Below are 15,614 nucleotides of genomic sequence, written 5' to 3'. Positions count from 1 at the left end.
GACGAGTACCCGGTGCGGACAAGGGCACCGTTTGACCGTCGCACGAAGACCCTGCCCCGCAGCGCCCGAGCGTCGTCCGTCGGGCCGGGGATTGCGGAGCAGTGGGCCATGGATGGCCCACGCCCCGCATAAAGACAGGATGTCGTCTGCGGGGCGTAGCGATCCCCGGCCCGGCGGACGACGCCCTCCCGAAGCCCGCCACGCCGCGCACCTCAAGCCATCACGCCATCACGCCATCACGCCTTAGCGTGCCAAGCCTTCAGCAGCGCAGTTTCCTGCTCCCGCGAGATACCTGCGCGCAGGGTCGCCTGGCGTTCGGCAGGCTGACTGCGGAACCACTCAAGCAACTGTGCAACCGTGGTATCGAACGGCCGATAGGTAAGCCCGGCCGCCACGGCGCGCGCATTGCTGACCGCACCGTAGCCCGCATACGGGCCACTCTTCGACGACACCCAGATCGGCAACTCGATCTTCTGCTCGTCGAGGAATTCCGCCGACACGTGCGTGTATGTGGGCTTCTTGCCGGTGACGCGTTCGCAGCCCTTGAGCATCGCCGCCATGCTCAGCGGATCCTTCGGCCCGACCGCATTGAACGTGCCGAACGTGCCCGCCTCGGCCAGGCGAATCATCCACTCGCCCAGATCGCGGCCGTCGATGATCTGCACCGGATCGGAACCGTCGCCGGGCACCAGCATCTCGCCGCCCTGCGCCACCCGGTGCGGCCAATAAGTGAAGCGATCGGTTTCGTCGCGCGGCCCGACGATGTAACCCGGGCGGACGATGGTGACGCGCTCACCGAACTGCTTGCGCGCCTCGGCCTCGCTCAATGCCTTGAGCGGACCGTACAGATGTTCGAGATCGGCGCGCAGCGACTCCTGCGTCTCGGCCATCGCGTCCTTGCCCTCGTACACCGCCAGCGGCGCATCCTCGGTGATGCCCGGATGGCTGCCGTCGGCATAGGCCGAGATGCTGGAAATGAAGAGGTAATGGCCGACGTTGCCCTTGAGCACGTTGCCGGCATCGCGCACCCAGAACGGCAGGCTGGTGGGGTTGTCGAGGCAGACGTCCCACTTGCGCCCCTGCAGCGACTTGAGATCGCCGGTGTTGCGATCGCCGAACAACTGCTCGACCTGGCCCGGCCATTCCGGCGACGGACGCTTGCCGCGGTTGAACAAGGTCACCTTGTGCCCGCGCGCAAGCGCGTAATTGACCTGGAACGGACCGGTAAAACCGGTGCCGCCAAGGATCAGGATATTGAGCGGCCTGGCTGCGCGCCCGATCGGTTTTGATGTGCTGGCCCGTGCCCACTGCGGCAGCGCGGCAGAGGCCGCGGCGAGTGCACCGAACTTGAGCAGGTCACGACGGGTGGTGGTCATGCGGACATTCCTGGCGAGTCGCCGGAATTCTTAGCACATCGGCAACGGATTGCATGTGCGATGCGGCATGGGCGACAGCATGGACCCCGGCGACGCGCAGCATCGCCAGGGCGGCAACGCCTCAGGGTTTGGGCGCTGCCGGCTGCATCGTCGTGCGGCAGTCCACGCGCAGCGTTTCGGTCGAGCCGCGCCACGAATAGGCACGGCATTCGCGCGGGCCTTCGTGGGTGACCTCAACCGTCACCGCATAGAACGACTGCAGCATCTCGCCCATCGTGACCTGGCCGTCGTTGTTCCAGTCCATCTGCTTGCGCTCGAGCCCGCGGGTGGCCGCAGAGCCGGTGAAGTGCAACCAGGCCACGACGCCCAGCAGCACCAGCACCAGGCCCAGCAGGGCCTTGCGACGGGTCGAGAACTTTCCGCGCGCGAGGATCACGGCGCCATCAACCGGCGATGCGGCGGATGGTTGCACCCAGCCCGGAGAACTTCTCTTCGAGGTTTTCGTAACCGCGGTCGAGGTGATAGATGCGATCGATGGTCGTGGAGCCTTCGGCCACCAGGCCGGCCAGCACCAGCGACGCCGACGCGCGCAGGTCGGTCGCCATCACCGGCGCCGCGGTGAGGCGCTCGACGCCGCGGATGATCGCGGTGTGGCCTTCGACGCGGATGTCCGCGCCCAGGCGCTGCAGTTCCGAGACGTGCATGAAGCGGTTTTCGAAGATCGTCTCGTTGATCACGCCGACGCCATCGGCGATGCAGTTCATCGCCATGAACTGCGCCTGCATGTCGGTCGGGAACGCCGGATGCGGCGCCGTGGTCAGGTCGACAGCGCGCGGGCGCTTGCCCTGCATGTCCAGCGTGATGCGGTCGCCTTCGATGTCGATCTGCGCGCCGGCCTGCTTGAGCTTGTCGATGACGGCATCGAGCGTGTCCGGACGCGCGCGGCGAACGGTGACGCGGCCGCCGGTCATCGCTGCGGCCACCAGGAAGGTGCCGGTCTCGATGCGGTCGGGAAGCACGTCGTGGCTGCCGCCGTGCAGGCGCTCGACGCCGTGGACGACGATGCGGCCGCTGCCGGCATGCTCGATGTTCGCGCCCAGCGCATTGAGGCAGTCGGCGAGGTCGACGATCTCCGGCTCCATCGCCGCGTTCTCGAGCACGCTGGTGCCTTCGGCGAGCACCGCTGCCATCAGCACGTTCTCGGTGCCGGTGACGGTGACCACGTCGAAGACGAAGCGCGCGCCCTTCAGGCGACCGTTGCGGTGGGCCTTGATGTAGCCGTTCTCGACGGTGATCTCCGCACCCAGTGCCTGCAGGCCCTTGATGTGCTGGTCGACCGGACGCGAACCGATCGCGCAACCGCCGGGCAGCGAGACTTCGGCGGCGCCGAACTTGGCCAGCAGCGGGCCGAGCACGAGCACCGAAGCGCGCATGGTCTTGACCAGCTCGTACGGGGCGACGTGGCTGTGCACCGTGGTCGGATCAACCACGATCCCGCGGCCGCGGCCGGGCTTGCCGTTGACGCTGATGGTGCCCTCGTCGACGGTGATGCCGGCGCCGAGCTCGCCCAGCAGCTTGGCCGTGGTGACCACGTCATGCAGGTGCGGCACGTTGCTGATCGACACCGGGCCGTCGGCCAGCAGCGTCGCGCACAGGATCGGCAGCACCGCATTCTTGGCGCCGGAGATCTGCACCTCGCCGTTCAGCGCGGCGCCGCCTTCTACTACGATCTTCTGCATGGTCTGGGTCTGGGTCTAGGTCTGGATGTGTGGATTCTGGAGAGGCAGCCGATCAGCCGATCAACTGGATTGTTGGCCGGCCTCTTCGGGTGTAACCGTCTTCAGCGCCAGCGCGTGGATCTCGCCGCCCATGCGCTCGCCCAGGGTCGCGTAGACCAGTCGATGGCGGGCCAGCGGAAGCTTGCCGCGGAACGCCTCGGCCACTACGGTGGCCTCGAAATGGACGCCGTCGTCGCCGCGCACGTCGGCGCGCGAGCCCGGCAGGCCCTGTTCGATCAGCTGGCGGATGGTCTCGGGATTCACGTAGCAGGGCCTCGGAGTGCATGCGGCCTGCGGCAGCGGGGCTGCGCGCGGTCTCGCGGTGGGCGGGAGCCCGGGCTTGACGGGCTTTTGGCGGATGAACCGCATAGAATTGATGGATTAGCCTAGCGGAAAGGCCCCCGGTCCGAAATGGCAAGCGTCCCGACCCCTGCCCAGCCCCACCCCATCCAGCCGTATGCCGATGATCCGGCGCAGCTCGCCGCCAGCGGCCGCCGCGTGTTCGAGATCGAGGCGCAGGCGCTCGCCGCCGTGGCCGAGCGAATCGATGGCGACTTCAGCGCGGCCTGCAAGCTGATCCTGGCCTCCAGCGGCCGCGTGGTCTGCACCGGCATGGGCAAGTCCGGCCACATCGCCCGCAAGATCGCCGCCACCCTGGCCTCGACCGGCACCCCGGCCTTCTACGTCCACCCGGGCGAGGCCGGCCACGGCGACCTGGGCATGATCACCGACGTCGACGTGGTCCTGGCGCTGTCCTACTCGGGCGAGAGCGACGAAGTGCTGATGCTGCTGCCGGTGCTCAAGCGCCAAGGCAACAAGCTGATCACCATGACCGGCCGTCCGCAGTCCTCGCTGGCGCGCGAGGCCGACGTGCACCTGGACGTCAGCGTCCCGGCCGAAGCCTGCCCGCTGGCGCTGGCGCCGACCTCCAGCACCACCGCCTCGCTGGCGCTGGGCGACGCACTGGCGGTGGCATTGCTGGATGCGCGCGGCTTCACCGCCGACGATTTCGCCCGCTCGCACCCGGCCGGCGCGCTTGGCCGACGGCTGCTGCTGCACATCGCCGACATCATGCATGCCGGCGACGACGTGCCCAAGGTCAGCGCAGACGCCAGCGTCAGCGAGGCCCTGATCGAGATGAGCCGCAAGCGCCTGGGCATGACGGCCGTGGTCGACGATGAGGGGCGCCTGCTCGGCCTCTATACCGACGGCGACCTGCGCCGCACGCTCGACGACGTCGGCGTCGACCTGCGCCACACCCGCATCGCCGAAGTCATGACGCGCTCGCCCAAGACGATCGATTCCGATTCGCTCGCGGTCGAGGCGGCGCAATTGATGGAGGCACACAAGATCAGCGGCCTGCTCGTGGTCGACGAGTCGCGGCGGGTCGTGGGCGCGCTGAATATTCATGACCTGTTGCGCGCCCGGGTGGTCTAAGGACCCATGACCTACAGCCACCTCAACGACTATCCGGCCGACATCCGCGAGCGCGCGACGCGCATCCGCCTGGCCTGCTTCGACGTCGACGGCACGCTCACCGACGGTCGTCTCTACTTCGACGGCGAGGGTCGCGAGCTCAAGGCCTTCCACGTCCATGACGGGCAGGGCCTGGTGCTGCTGCGGAAGTTCGGGATCACGGTCGCCTTCGTCACGGCACGCGCCAGCGAAGTGGCGCAGCGCCGCGCGGCCGACCTGGGCATCGCCGAAGTGCATACGGCCGTGGCGGACAAGCTCGCCTGCGTGCGCGACATCGCCGCGCGGCTGGGCATCGCCATGGACCAGGTCTCGTTCATGGGCGACGACCTGCCGGACCTGCGCGTCATGCTGCAGACCGGCCTGGCGGTGGCGCCAGCCAACGCCCATCCGTGGGTCGCCGGCCGTGTGCACTGGCGCACCAGCAGCCGTGCCGGGCACGGCGCGGCGCGCGAACTGTGCGACCTGCTGCTGGCCGCCCAGGGCCACGCGGAAACGCTACTGACGCAGGTCAGCAAGGTCGAAGGCGTCCGCGTCGAGGGCAACGCATGACCCGCCGCGGCCTGGTGATATTCCTGCTGCTGCTCGTCGGCGCGGTACTCAGCACCTGGGCCCTGTGGTCGCAGCGCGATCGCGACACGCGCTCCAGCGCCGCCAGCAACCGGCCCGACTACACCCTTCACGACTTCGAGCTGACCGTGCTCGACGAGCAGGGCCAGGAAGCGTTTACCCTGAAGGCCCCGAGGATGGACCGCGACCCGCGGGCGAAGACGCTGGATATCGCCACGCCGCTGTTCGTGATCCCGCCCAAGGCCGGAAGCAAGGCGACCCCGTGGGAGGTGCGCTCGCAGACCGGCTGGGTCAGCGAAAAAGGCGACGAGGTACGCCTGCGCGGCGACGTCAAGGCGCTCAGCAACAATGCCGACGGCAAGCCGGTGAGCATCGCCACCGACCACCTGAACGTTTTCCCGGACGACAAGCGCGCCACTTCGACCGCGAAGGTAACCGTGACCCAGCCGGGCTTTATACTGAACGGCCAAGGGCTGGAAGCCGACCTCGATGCCAAGCGCATCATCCTTCAATCCGACGTCAAGGCCCGCTATGACCGTTCAGTCCGCTAGCCTGCCGATGCTGCGCCTGGCCACCGTGCTGGCGACCGTGCTGGCGCTGGCTCCGGCCTGCGTGCTGGCCCGCACCAGCGATCGCAACAAGCCGATGGACATCGATGCCGGTCGCAGCGACTACTCGATGGACGACAGCAAGCCGACCACCCTCAGCGGCGGGGTGATCATCACCCAGGGCACCCTCGACATCCGCTCCACCCAGGCCGTGATCCATTCCGCCGGCGGCGACCCGGTACGGGCGGTGCTGACCGGCTCGCCGGTCACGCTCAAGCAGGAGCTCGACGACGGCAAGGCCATGAACGCGGTCGCCAGCAAGGTCGATTACGACCTCAAGAGCGAGATCGTCGTGTTCACCGGCGGCGTCAACATCCAGCAGCCCAGCGGCTCCATCGCCGGCGAGCGGGTGATCTACAACATGAAGACCGGCCAGGTGCAGGGCGGCGGCCAGGATGCCGGCCGGGTCAAGATCCGGATCATGCCCAAGAACGCGCAGGGAGGCGGCTGATGCTGGTCGCCCAGGGGTTGCGCAAGGCCTATCGTTCCCGCGAGGTCGTCAAGGATTTCGCCCTGACCCTGGATGCCGGCGAGGTTGTCGGCCTGCTCGGCCCCAATGGCGCCGGCAAGACCACCTGCTTCTACATGATCGTCGGCCTGGTCCCGGCCGATGCCGGGCAGATCGTGCTCGACGGCAAGGACATCACCTCCGAGCCGATGTACGCCCGCGCCAAGTACGGTGTCGGCTACCTGCCGCAGGAGCCGTCGGTCTTCCGCAAGCTCAGCGTCGCCGACAACATCCGCCTGGTGCTGGAACTGCGCGAGGACCTCGACAAGGCCGGGCGCGAGCGCGAACTGGCCAGCCTGATGGACGAACTGCAGGTCACCCACGTCTCCGGCCAGATCGGCGCGAGCCTCTCGGGCGGCGAACGCCGCCGCGTCGAGATCGCCCGCGCGCTCGCGGCCAAGCCCAGGCTGATGCTGCTCGACGAGCCCTTCGCCGGCGTCGACCCGATTTCGGTCGGCGAGATCCAGCGAATCGTGCGCCACCTCAAGAATCGCGGCATCGGTGTGCTGATCACCGACCACAACGTTCGCGAAACCTTGGGTATTTGCGATCGGGCGTATATTCTCAACGAAGGTGGCGTGCTCGCGCAGGGAGCACCCGACGCGCTGCTTGCAAATCCCGACGTCCGACGCGTTTATCTGGGTGAAACCTTCCGGCTTTGATTTCAAGCCGATGAAGGATGTGGTGCGCAGCACGCGCACCACGACGAACGCGGCACGGCCGTCGACCTCCCCCGGTCGCGTTAGTCTCAGACAATGAAGCCCCGCCTCCAAGCCGCACTAGGACAACAGCTGGTGATGACACCGCAGTTGCGTCAGGCGATCCGCCTGCTGCAATTGTCGGCAGTCGAGCTTGAAGCTGAACTGGCGGCTGCGGTGGAGAGCAATCCGCTGCTGGACTGGACCGAAGTCGCGATCAGCGTCACCAATGGCAATGGCGCAAGCGATTCGTCGTCGCACGAAGACAGCAGCGAGCACCTGCCGCCCGAGGCCGAATGGGGCAGCAACGACGGCGAGCCCTGGTACGAGCGCATCGGCCCGGCCGACAGCGATGACGATGCCCCGGTTGCCGAACAGGTCGCCGAGTCCGACACGCTGCACGACCATTTGCTGTGGCAGTTGCACCTGAGCCCGCTGTCGCCGCGCGACCGCCTGATCGGCGTGGCCCTGATCGAAGCCATCGACGACGACGGCTACCTGCGCGAGCCGCTGGATTCGATCGCCGAATCGCTGGCGCCGGCCGTGGAGGCCAGCGAGGAAGAGATCACCACCGTGCTGCACCAGGTGCAGCAGTTCGACCCGGTCGGGGTCGGTGCGCGCAGCCTGGGCGAATGCCTGCGCCTGCAGCTGGCGCAGTTCGCCATCGAAACCCCGGGCAAGGCCCTGGCCCACCAGCTGGCCAACGGCCCGCTGGAGCGGCTGCCGAAAGTCGGTGTCGCCGGCCTCGCCAGCGAGATGCGCCTGGAGCTGGGCGAGGTCGAGACCGCGGTGCACCTGCTGCGCTCGCTCGATCCGCGGCCCGGCGCGCAGATCGGCGCCATCGCCAGCGACACCTACATCGCCCCGGACCTGGTCATCTGGCGCCAGCACGGCCTGTGGCGGGTCGCGCTGGCCGACGGCATGCGTCCGCGCATCGCGATCCATCGCGGCTACGAGAGCATGGTGCGCCATGCCAGCGGCACCGATGCCAGCTATCTGCGTGGACACCTGCAGGAAGCGCGCTGGCTGCTCAAGAGCCTGGAAGCGCGTGGCGAGACATTGATCAAGGTCGCCCGTTGCCTGCTCAAGCAACAGGCGGCGTTCCTGGAATTTGGCGACAGCGCGCTGAGGCCGCTGACGCTGCGCGAAGTCGCGGCCGAAGTCGGGCTGCACGAATCCACCGTCTCGCGCGCAATCGCACGCAAGTACGCACGCACGCCACGCGGCACGGTGCCATTGCGCGCCTTCTTCGCCTCGGGGATCGATACGGGCGCGGGCGGCGAAGCGTCCAGCACCGCGATCCAGTCGATGATCCGGCGCCTGATCGAGGCCGAGAACCCGCGCAAGCCCCTGTCCGATGCGCGCCTGGCCGAAACGCTCAAGGCAACGGGCGTGCCAGTGGCGCGACGCACCGTCGCCAAGTACCGCGAGGCCATGAGCATCCCCTCGTCGCAGGACCGCGTGCGCATCGGCTGAATTGCGCAGCGCGCGTTAAAGATTCGCTGGGTGTTTGATGGTTTCAGCCAAAACCATCGACGGATCAAGGCCTTCCGGCCCACATTGGCCAAACTGCGAACGGTGGCCACTTGCACATCGCACCGGTCGTGCCATCCTGTCTTCCCGTTGCGACGTAAAGGAGGTCTCCGATGCGTATCGAAACCTACGGCCAGCAAATCGAAGTCACACCGGCTCTGCGTGACTACGTTGAATCCAAGCTGGCCCGACTGGAACGGCATTGCGAACAGGCTTTCGACGTCCGCACACAGCTCAGCCTGGACAAGCCCAATCACCGCGCCAAGGCCACCGTCAACATTGCTGGCCGCACCCTTCACGCCGACGCCGCTGCCATCGACATGTATGCCGCGATCGACCTGCTTTCCGACAAGCTCGACCGCCTGCTCAAGGAACACCGCAGCAAGGTCGTCGATCACCACCGCGGCGAGAGCGCCGCACGCAGCGACAGCTTCGGCTGACCCTTCCCACTCCATGCCCCTGGATGAATCGTTGAGTGCGACCGCGGTCGCGCACCTTGTCCAGTACATCCGTTCGTGCGGGCGCATTGCGCCCGCCGGACGACCTCGCCTGAGGCCCGCATGAGCACGAGCATCAGCGCAGGGGAACTGTTCGAACAACAACGCGATCGCCTCAGCCTGCGCTGGCTTGCCGGGCAGCAGGGCGAGCGGCGCGTGCTGGAGTCGGTCAACACCGTGGCGCGGCGGCCCTCGCTCGCCGGCTATCTCAACGCCATCTACCCGAACAAGGTGCAGATCCTGGGCACCGAGGAACTGGCCTGGCTGGATGCGCTCGATTCGCGCCTGCGCTGGGAGACGATCGAGAAGATCATCCAGTTCCGGCCGCTGGCGCTGGTGATCAGCAAGGACCAGACCTGCCCGGAAGACCTGCGCATCGCCGCGCAGGAAAGCCAGACGCCGCTATGGGTGTCGCCGCGGCGCGGGCACGAACTGCTCAACCACCTGCAGTACCACCTCGCGCGCACGCTGGCGCCGCGGGTGACGCTGCACGGTGTGTTCATGGAGATCTATTCGATCGGCGTGCTGATCACCGGCGAGTCGGGTTCGGGCAAGAGCGAACTGGCGCTGGAACTGGTCACGCGCGGCCATCGCCTGGTCGCCGATGACGCGCCGGAGTTCACCCAGATCGCACCGGACGTGCTCGACGGCACGTGCCCGGACATGCTCCAGGACCTGCTCGAAGTGCGCGGCCTGGGCGTGCTCAATATCCGCCAGATGTTCGGCGACACCGCGGTGAAGAACAACAAGTACCTGCGCCTGATCGTGCACCTGGCCAAGCCGATGACCGAGCCCAAGCCGATGGGCATCGAGCGCCTCACCGGCGACAGCGGCGTGCGCCGCGTGCTCGACCTGGACGTTCCGATGATCACCTTGCCGGTCATGCCCGGCCGCAACCTGGCCGTGCTGACCGAAGCGGCGACGCGCCTGCACAGCCTGCGCATGAAAGGCCTGGACCCGGCGGCGGCGTTCATCGCGCGCCACAGCAATTTCCTCGAACGCGGCGACTCCTGACGTCGCGCGACGCCACCATCAACGCGCCACCACCAAAGACTCCGGCCCATGAGCGAAACACCCACCTCTTCCCTGGTCATCGTCAGCGGCATGTCCGGTTCGGGCAAGTCGGTGGCGCTGAAGACCTTCGAGGACCTGGGCTACTTCTGCGTCGACAACCTGCCGGCAGACCTGCTGCCGCAGTTCGTCGCCAGCGTGCAGCGCGCCGACGAGGGCGCGCCGGCCAAGCTCGCGGTGAGCATCGATGTTCGCAACCGCCACAACGACCTGAGCAACATCCCCGAATGGCTGTCGGCGGTGGGTGCGCTCGGCCTGGATCCGAAGCTGGTGTTCTTCGATGCCTGCGACGCGGTCGTGCTCAAGCGCTATGCCGATACGCGCCGTCGCCATCCGCTCAGCCACCTGGGTTTGTCGCTGGCCGATGCGATCTCGCTGGAACGCCAGGTGCTCAAGCCGCTGCGCTCGATTGCCGATGCCGTCGTCGACACCAGCGAGCTCAACGTCCACCAGCTGCGCCGGCAGGTCATCACCGAGTTCGGCATCGGTGGCGACACCGGCATGTCGTTGTTGTTCGAATCGTTTGCGTACCGGCGCGGCGTGCCGGCCGATGCCGACTTCGTGTTCGATGCGCGGGCCCTGCCCAACCCGCATTGGGATCCGGTGCTGCGCCCGCTGTCGGGCCGCGATGCCGCGATCGGCGACTACCTGGAAGCGCAGCCGGATGTGAACCTGTTCGCCAACCAGATCAGCCAGTTCCTCGACACCTGGTTGCCGCGCCTGCATGTCGACAGCACGCGAAGCTACGCCACCATCGCATTCGGCTGCACCGGTGGCCGGCATCGCTCGGTATACCTGGCCGAGCGCCTTGCCGAACACGCGCGCAAACAGGGCTGGGAAGAAGTCGCGGTGCACCACCGCGAACTCGACTGACGCTGCCGCAAGCGCATCGGCGCGTCTGGATCGCGCAGTGAATCCTCCTGCGAATCCCCCAGTGAATCTTCCAGTGAATCCCCGCTGACTTCGTATCGCGTCGCAACGGCGCATCACGAAAATTTTGCGAGTTGCTTGCATCCATCTCCCACCGATGGCGGTACGGTCGGGTTGCGGTGCGCGGCACCGTGAAACGGAGACAACCCTCATGAGATCGAAACCGTCCCATCCGACAATCGGCGCCCTCGCGCTGGTGCTGATGTCCACGGCACTGGCCATGAGTGGCTGCCAGAAGACCGAAACCACTACGCCGGCACCCGTGGAGACACCACCGCCCGAGACGCCGCCTCCGGCCGAGGCGCCACCTGCCGATACGACCACGCCACCGGCGACGACACCCGAATCCGGCGCGCCGACACCCCCGCCCGCGGAAGGCTCGGAGACCCCGCCGAAGGACGACACCACCCCGCCGTCGCACTGATCCCCCAGCTCCAGCGACGGCCCCCGCGGTCGCCCCGACCGCCAACCGCGGCCCGCAGCAATGCGGGCCGCTTCTTTTTGCGCACAACGCTTCCGGCCCGTCACCCGGCTCTGCTAATTTGATCGCATGGCCGTCGGCATCCTCCTGATCACCCATGAAGGCATTGGCAACGCGCTGCTCGCGGTGGCCGGGCGCCTGATGCGTCCATTGCCGCTGAAGACCGAAGCCCTGGAGGTCCCGTTCGACGGCGACCCCGATGCACTGCTGCCACTGGCCAGCGCCGCACTGCGCCGGGTCGATGGGGGCGAAGGCGTGCTGGTGCTGACCGACCTGTATGGCGCGACCCCGAGCAACCTCGCAGCCAAGGTCGCCCGCCTGGGCACTCCGGTTCGCCGCGTGTCCGCGCTGAGCCTGCCAATGCTGCTGCGTGTGATGAACTACGCCGACCTGACCCTGGACGAGCTGCCCGCCGTGGCCGCCGCCGGTGCGCGCAACGGCGTCATCGTGGATGAGGCGTGAGGCGAGGAACCGGCGATGATCGAACACGAACTGACCGTCTCCAACCGCCTGGGCCTGCACGCGCGCGCGACCGCCAAGCTCGTGCAGGCACTGTCGGGATTCCGCAGCAGCGCCACGCTGACCGCCAAGGGTCGTGAGGTCAACGCCAAGAGCATCATGGGCGTGATGTTGCTGGCGGCCGGACAAGGCACCCTGGTCAAGCTGCGGGTCGAGGGCGAGGACGAGGCCAGCGCCGCGGAAGCTGTGATCTCGCTGTTCGAGCGGCGCTTCGACGAAGATAGCTGAGCAAGGCTGGACCGGGGCACCGGAATGAGGAACTGAGGACGCGGCCCTTGCCGTATTCCCGCTTCACCAGCGTGAGGACTGGATCGCCGCACCCACTGGAGCAACGCAATGAGGCAGGAGTTCAACGGACACGGTGCATCGCGCGGAAGCGCCCTCGGCCGCGCCCGTGTCCGCCTGCCGCACGTGCTCGAAGTACTCGAGGAGCACATTCCCGCCAAGGCCGTCGAAGGCGAGGTCGCGCGTCTGCACGCCGCCATCGCCACCGTCCGCAACGAGATGTTCGCCCTGCGCGAGCGCCTGCATGGCGCACTGGTGCATGAGGTCGGCGAGTTCCTCGACCTGCACAGCCTGCTGCTCGACGACCCGGAACTGCTCAACGGCCTGGACGAGCTGATCCGCACCGGCCGCTACTCCGCCGACTACGCTTTGCGCCTGCAGCGCGACCGCATCGCCTCGGTCTTCCAGACCATGGACGATGCCTATTTCCGCAGCCGCGTCGACGACATCGACCAGGTCATCGGCCGCGTCCACGCGGCCCTGCACCGCCACGACAGCAGCATCTCCGGTGTCGCCGGGGAAATCCTGGTCACCGACAACGTCGCCCCCGCCGAACTGGTGCAGCTGCAGGCACAGGGCGTGATGGCGATCGTGACCACCGCCGGCAGCGTGCTGTCGCACAGCGCGATCCTCGCGCGCAGCCTGCACCTGCCGTACGTGGTCGGCGCCGCGCAGGCACTGCAGCGGATCAACGATGGCGACGTGCTGGCCGTCGACGGCGCCAGTGGCCGGGTGGTGCTGGAACCGGACGCCAACGACCTGCGCTCGCACCGCGGCCGCGTCCGCGAGCTCGCCCGCGAGCGCAAGCAGCTGCACCGCCTGCGGCGCGAGCCGACGCGGACCACCGATGGCGTCGACATCAAGCTGTTCGCCAACGCCGAGTCCCGCGACGATGTCGCCGAAGCGCACGCGCTCGGCGCCGCCGGCGTCGGCCTGTACCGCACCGAGTTCCTGTTCCTGCAGCGCAACGAGCTGCCCGACGAGGACGAGCAGTTCCGCGTCTACCGCGATGTCGTCCTGGGCATGACCGGGCGCACGGTGACCATCCGCACGCTCGACCTGGGCGCCGACAAGGCCGACCGCACCGGACTGGCCCTGCGCGACGAACCCAACCCGGCGCTGGGCCTGCGTGGCATTCGCCTGTCGCTGGCGCGCGCGGGGCTGCTGGAGTCGCAGCTGCGTGCGCTGGTGCGTGCCTCCGGCTACGGTCCGCTGCGCATCCTGCTGCCGATGATCAGCAGCCGCGAAGAGGTGCGCGCGGTGCGCAGCATGCTCAAGCGCGTCACCGCCCGGCTGCGCGAGGAAGGCCACGAAGTGGCCGAGCAGGTGCCGCTGGGCGCGATGATCGAAGTGCCGGCGGCAGCCATCGCCCTGCCCACCTTCATCGGCGCGGTCGACTTCCTGTCGATCGGCACCAACGACCTGGTCCAGTACCTGCTCGCCGCCGACCGCAACAACGAAGCGCTGGTCAATCTCTACACGCCGTTGCATCCGGCAGTGATCCGCCTGGTCCGCGACGTGATCCGCCTGGGCGAGTCCAAGGGCAAGCCGGTCGCGGTGTGCGGCGAAATGGCCGGCGATCCGCATTTCGCGCCGATGCTGCTGGCGCTGGGCCTGACCGAGTTCAGCCTGCACCCGGCGACGCTGCTGGAACTGCGCCGCACGATTCGCCACTGCGACCTGGGCCAGTTGAAGGCCAATGCGGCGGCGCTGCTGCGCGCGCGCGACCGCACGGCGATCGAGGAATGGATCCACGCCAACGCGCCAGCGGTGTAGACGCTGGCGCGTCGCCTGCTCCGCATTCGCAGGGGTGGGCTTATCGGCCGCCAGGGGCGATAATGCGCGCCATGAACGCCTAGCCCTGTCGCGCCATCGTGGTGCGATGCGCCACCGGAAGCCCCGCATGGCCGAAGCCGTCCGCCACGACAAGACCGCACGACAGCTGCGCCTGCTTTCCGATGCGCTCGACAGCGGTCGCCTGGGTCCGGTGCGGCGGCTGGTCAATACGCTCTCCCCCGCCGAGATCGGCAACCTGCTCGAATCGCTGCCGCCGGCCAAGCGCACGATCGTGTGGGGCCTGGTCGATGCCGAGGACGACGGCGAGGTGCTGGTCCACGTCGGCGACGAAGTGCGCGAGAGCCTGCTGGCGGAGATGGACCCGGACGAGATCATCGCCGCGGCCTCCGACCTGGAAATCGACGACCTTGCCGACCTGGTCGAGGACCTGCCCGACACGGTCATCGATGAAGTCCTCAAGTCGATGGACCGCGAGAACCGCGAGCGCCTGGAGCAGGTGCTGTCGTACCCGGAGGACACCGCCGGCCGCCTGATGAACCCCGACGTGGTGACGGTTCGCACCGACACCACGGTCGATGTCGTGCTGCGCTACCTGCGCCTGCGCGGCGAGCTGCCCGAGCACACCGACCACCTGTACGTGGTCAGCCGCCGCCACCAGTACCTGGGCCGGCTGGCGCTGGCGGCGTTGCTGACGCACGAACCGGGCACGCCGATCAACAAGCTGATCGACGACGAACAGGGCGCCATCGACGTCGAGGAATCGGCGAACGAAGTCGCGCGCAAGTTCTCCGACCATGACTGGCTCAGCGCGCCGGTGGTCGACGACAACAACATCCTGCTCGGCCGCATCACCATCGACGACGTCGTCGACATCATCCGCAACCAGGCCGAGCATCAGGCCCTTAGCGCGGCCGGCCTGGACGAGGACGAAGACCTCTTCAGCCCGGTCTGGCGCGCTATGCGCCGGCGCCTGATCTGGCTGTCGATCAACCTCGGCACGGCCTTCCTGGCCGCGAGCGTGGTCGGCGAGTTCGCCGACACCATCGACAGGCTGGTGGCGCTGGCGGTGCTGATGCCGATCGTGGCCGGCATGGGCGGCAACGCCGGCACCCAGGTGCTGGCGCTGATGGTGCGCGGGCTTGCCCTGGGCCAGGTCGGCGCGGCGAACGTGCGCACGCTGCTGTGGAAGGAAGCGCGCGTGGCCCTGCTCAACGGCCTGGTGCTGGGGACGCTGCTGGCGCTGATCGTGCTGCTTTGGTTCCACAGTGTCGGACTGTCGCTGGTGATCGGCGTCGCCTTGACCCTCAACCTGCTGTTCGCGGCAGTGGCGGGCGTCCTGGTGCCGGTGACGCTGCGACGCGCGGGCTTCGACCCGGCGCTGGCCAGCGGCATCTTCCTGACCACCGTTACCGACGTCATGGGGTTCTTCACCTTCCTCGGCCTGGCGACGCTCATCCTGCTGCGCTAGCGCTGCTGCGGTAGCCCTGCCC

General features: G+C 67.9%; 18 protein-coding genes. 14 read left to right on the top strand and 4 right to left on the bottom strand.

Annotation, left to right across the window (positions count from 1 at the left end):
- Nucleotides 1-236: 236 nt before the first annotated feature.
- The 4 genes from AB4Y64_RS14975 to AB4Y64_RS14960 form a co-directional block, all read right to left on the bottom strand.
- Nucleotides 237-1,376, bottom strand: a complete 1,140-nt coding sequence (locus AB4Y64_RS14975) for an SDR family oxidoreductase (RefSeq protein WP_441817252.1) — start codon at nucleotides 1,374-1,376, stop codon at nucleotides 237-239.
- 121 nt (nucleotides 1,377-1,497) lie between these two features.
- Nucleotides 1,498-1,809 (bottom strand): EF-hand domain-containing protein, encoded by a 312-nt coding sequence (locus AB4Y64_RS14970; protein ID WP_441817330.1) that lies wholly within the window; start codon nucleotides 1,807-1,809, stop codon nucleotides 1,498-1,500.
- Between the two features lie 10 nt (nucleotides 1,810-1,819).
- Entirely contained in the window at nucleotides 1,820-3,115 is a 1,296-nt protein-coding gene (gene murA / locus AB4Y64_RS14965) for a UDP-N-acetylglucosamine 1-carboxyvinyltransferase (protein ID WP_441817251.1), read from the bottom strand.
- Nucleotides 3,116-3,175: 60 nt separating this feature from the next.
- Nucleotides 3,176-3,418 carry a BolA family protein gene (locus AB4Y64_RS14960; protein WP_441817250.1) on the bottom strand — a complete coding sequence of 81 codons (243 nt, stop codon included), beginning with the start codon at nucleotides 3,416-3,418 and terminating at the stop codon, nucleotides 3,176-3,178.
- Between the two features lie 147 nt (nucleotides 3,419-3,565).
- Here AB4Y64_RS14960 and AB4Y64_RS14955 point away from each other — a divergent pair, with 147 nt between their 5' ends.
- The 14 genes from AB4Y64_RS14955 (at nucleotide 3,566) to mgtE (ending at nucleotide 15,592) form a co-directional block, all read left to right on the top strand.
- Nucleotides 3,566-4,591: a KpsF/GutQ family sugar-phosphate isomerase gene (locus AB4Y64_RS14955; protein ID WP_441817249.1), complete on the top strand. Its 1,026-nt coding sequence runs from the start codon at nucleotides 3,566-3,568 to the stop codon at nucleotides 4,589-4,591.
- A 6-nt stretch (nucleotides 4,592-4,597) separates the two neighbouring features.
- A complete protein-coding gene (locus tag AB4Y64_RS14950) occupies nucleotides 4,598-5,179 on the top strand; it encodes a KdsC family phosphatase (RefSeq protein WP_441817248.1) in 582 nt (193 codons plus the stop codon).
- On the top strand, nucleotides 5,176-5,748 hold the full coding sequence (gene lptC / locus AB4Y64_RS14945; RefSeq protein ID WP_441817247.1) for an LPS export ABC transporter periplasmic protein LptC: 573 nt from the start codon (nucleotides 5,176-5,178) through the stop codon (nucleotides 5,746-5,748). The genes AB4Y64_RS14950 and lptC overlap by 4 nt, the downstream gene beginning before the upstream one ends.
- The gene (gene lptA / locus AB4Y64_RS14940; protein ID WP_441817246.1) at nucleotides 5,729-6,256 is read left to right on the top strand and encodes a lipopolysaccharide transport periplasmic protein LptA; all 528 of its coding nucleotides are present in this window, start codon (nucleotides 5,729-5,731) and stop codon (nucleotides 6,254-6,256) included. The genes lptC and lptA overlap by 20 nt, the downstream gene beginning before the upstream one ends.
- Nucleotides 6,256-6,975 carry an LPS export ABC transporter ATP-binding protein gene (lptB, locus tag AB4Y64_RS14935; RefSeq protein WP_441817245.1) on the top strand — a complete coding sequence of 240 codons (720 nt, stop codon included), beginning with the start codon at nucleotides 6,256-6,258 and terminating at the stop codon, nucleotides 6,973-6,975. The genes lptA and lptB overlap by 1 nt, the downstream gene beginning before the upstream one ends.
- 93 nt (nucleotides 6,976-7,068) lie before the next feature.
- Nucleotides 7,069-8,487: an RNA polymerase factor sigma-54 gene (locus AB4Y64_RS14930; RefSeq protein WP_441817244.1), complete on the top strand. Its 1,419-nt coding sequence runs from the start codon at nucleotides 7,069-7,071 to the stop codon at nucleotides 8,485-8,487.
- Nucleotides 8,488-8,657: 170 nt separating this feature from the next.
- Entirely contained in the window at nucleotides 8,658-8,984 is a 327-nt protein-coding gene (hpf, locus tag AB4Y64_RS14925) for a ribosome hibernation-promoting factor, HPF/YfiA family (RefSeq protein ID WP_158734200.1), read from the top strand.
- 120 nt (nucleotides 8,985-9,104) lie between these two features.
- Nucleotides 9,105-10,055, top strand: coding sequence for an HPr(Ser) kinase/phosphatase (gene hprK / locus AB4Y64_RS14920; RefSeq protein WP_441817243.1), 951 nt, complete (start codon nucleotides 9,105-9,107; stop codon nucleotides 10,053-10,055).
- A gap of 48 nt (nucleotides 10,056-10,103) precedes the next feature.
- Nucleotides 10,104-10,985: an RNase adapter RapZ gene (gene rapZ, locus AB4Y64_RS14915; protein ID WP_441817242.1), complete on the top strand. Its 882-nt coding sequence runs from the start codon at nucleotides 10,104-10,106 to the stop codon at nucleotides 10,983-10,985.
- 208 nt (nucleotides 10,986-11,193) lie between these two features.
- Nucleotides 11,194-11,466 carry a hypothetical protein gene (locus AB4Y64_RS14910; RefSeq protein WP_441817241.1) on the top strand — a complete coding sequence of 91 codons (273 nt, stop codon included), beginning with the start codon at nucleotides 11,194-11,196 and terminating at the stop codon, nucleotides 11,464-11,466.
- A gap of 126 nt (nucleotides 11,467-11,592) precedes the next feature.
- On the top strand, nucleotides 11,593-11,985 hold the full coding sequence (locus AB4Y64_RS14905; protein WP_441817240.1) for a PTS sugar transporter subunit IIA: 393 nt from the start codon (nucleotides 11,593-11,595) through the stop codon (nucleotides 11,983-11,985).
- Nucleotides 11,986-12,000: 15 nt separating this feature from the next.
- Entirely contained in the window at nucleotides 12,001-12,270 is a 270-nt protein-coding gene (locus tag AB4Y64_RS14900; RefSeq protein WP_441817239.1) for an HPr family phosphocarrier protein, read from the top strand.
- A gap of 108 nt (nucleotides 12,271-12,378) precedes the next feature.
- Nucleotides 12,379-14,103: a phosphoenolpyruvate--protein phosphotransferase gene (gene ptsP, locus AB4Y64_RS14895; RefSeq protein ID WP_441817238.1), complete on the top strand. Its 1,725-nt coding sequence runs from the start codon at nucleotides 12,379-12,381 to the stop codon at nucleotides 14,101-14,103.
- A gap of 127 nt (nucleotides 14,104-14,230) precedes the next feature.
- A complete protein-coding gene (mgtE, locus tag AB4Y64_RS14890; protein WP_441817237.1) occupies nucleotides 14,231-15,592 on the top strand; it encodes a magnesium transporter in 1,362 nt (453 codons plus the stop codon).
- Nucleotides 15,593-15,614: the final 22 nt, after the last annotated feature.

The organism is Lysobacter sp. TAF61 (assembly GCF_052113485.1).
Classification (GTDB): domain Bacteria; phylum Pseudomonadota; class Gammaproteobacteria; order Xanthomonadales; family Xanthomonadaceae; genus Lysobacter_J.
This window is presented reverse-complemented; position numbering and strand designations above follow the sequence as displayed.

What these genes read in the sequence shown, in the direction of transcription:
- AB4Y64_RS14905 (WP_441817240.1), top strand. Translation starts at nt 11,593, where the DNA reads ATGGCCGTCGGCATCCTCCTGATCACCCATGAAGGCATTGGCAACGCG.
- hprK (WP_441817243.1), top strand. Translation starts at nt 9,105, where the DNA reads ATGAGCACGAGCATCAGCGCAGGGGAACTGTTCGAACAACAACGCGAT.
- ptsP (WP_441817238.1), top strand. Translation starts at nt 12,379, where the DNA reads ATGAGGCAGGAGTTCAACGGACACGGTGCATCGCGCGGAAGCGCCCTC.
- mgtE (WP_441817237.1), top strand. Translation starts at nt 14,231, where the DNA reads ATGGCCGAAGCCGTCCGCCACGACAAGACCGCACGACAGCTGCGCCTG.
- hpf (WP_158734200.1), top strand. Translation starts at nt 8,658, where the DNA reads ATGCGTATCGAAACCTACGGCCAGCAAATCGAAGTCACACCGGCTCTG.
- lptB (WP_441817245.1), top strand. Translation starts at nt 6,256, where the DNA reads ATGCTGGTCGCCCAGGGGTTGCGCAAGGCCTATCGTTCCCGCGAGGTC.
- AB4Y64_RS14910 (WP_441817241.1), top strand. Translation starts at nt 11,194, where the DNA reads ATGAGATCGAAACCGTCCCATCCGACAATCGGCGCCCTCGCGCTGGTG.
- lptA (WP_441817246.1), top strand. Translation starts at nt 5,729, where the DNA reads ATGACCGTTCAGTCCGCTAGCCTGCCGATGCTGCGCCTGGCCACCGTG.
- AB4Y64_RS14930 (WP_441817244.1), top strand. Translation starts at nt 7,069, where the DNA reads ATGAAGCCCCGCCTCCAAGCCGCACTAGGACAACAGCTGGTGATGACA.
- lptC (WP_441817247.1), top strand. Translation starts at nt 5,176, where the DNA reads ATGACCCGCCGCGGCCTGGTGATATTCCTGCTGCTGCTCGTCGGCGCG.
- AB4Y64_RS14955 (WP_441817249.1), top strand. Translation starts at nt 3,566, where the DNA reads ATGGCAAGCGTCCCGACCCCTGCCCAGCCCCACCCCATCCAGCCGTAT.
- rapZ (WP_441817242.1), top strand. Translation starts at nt 10,104, where the DNA reads ATGAGCGAAACACCCACCTCTTCCCTGGTCATCGTCAGCGGCATGTCC.
- AB4Y64_RS14900 (WP_441817239.1), top strand. Translation starts at nt 12,001, where the DNA reads ATGATCGAACACGAACTGACCGTCTCCAACCGCCTGGGCCTGCACGCG.
- AB4Y64_RS14975 (WP_441817252.1), bottom strand. Translation starts at nt 1,376, where the DNA reads ATGACCACCACCCGTCGTGACCTGCTCAAGTTCGGTGCACTCGCCGCG.
- AB4Y64_RS14950 (WP_441817248.1), top strand. Translation starts at nt 4,598, where the DNA reads ATGACCTACAGCCACCTCAACGACTATCCGGCCGACATCCGCGAGCGC.
- murA (WP_441817251.1), bottom strand. Translation starts at nt 3,115, where the DNA reads ATGCAGAAGATCGTAGTAGAAGGCGGCGCCGCGCTGAACGGCGAGGTG.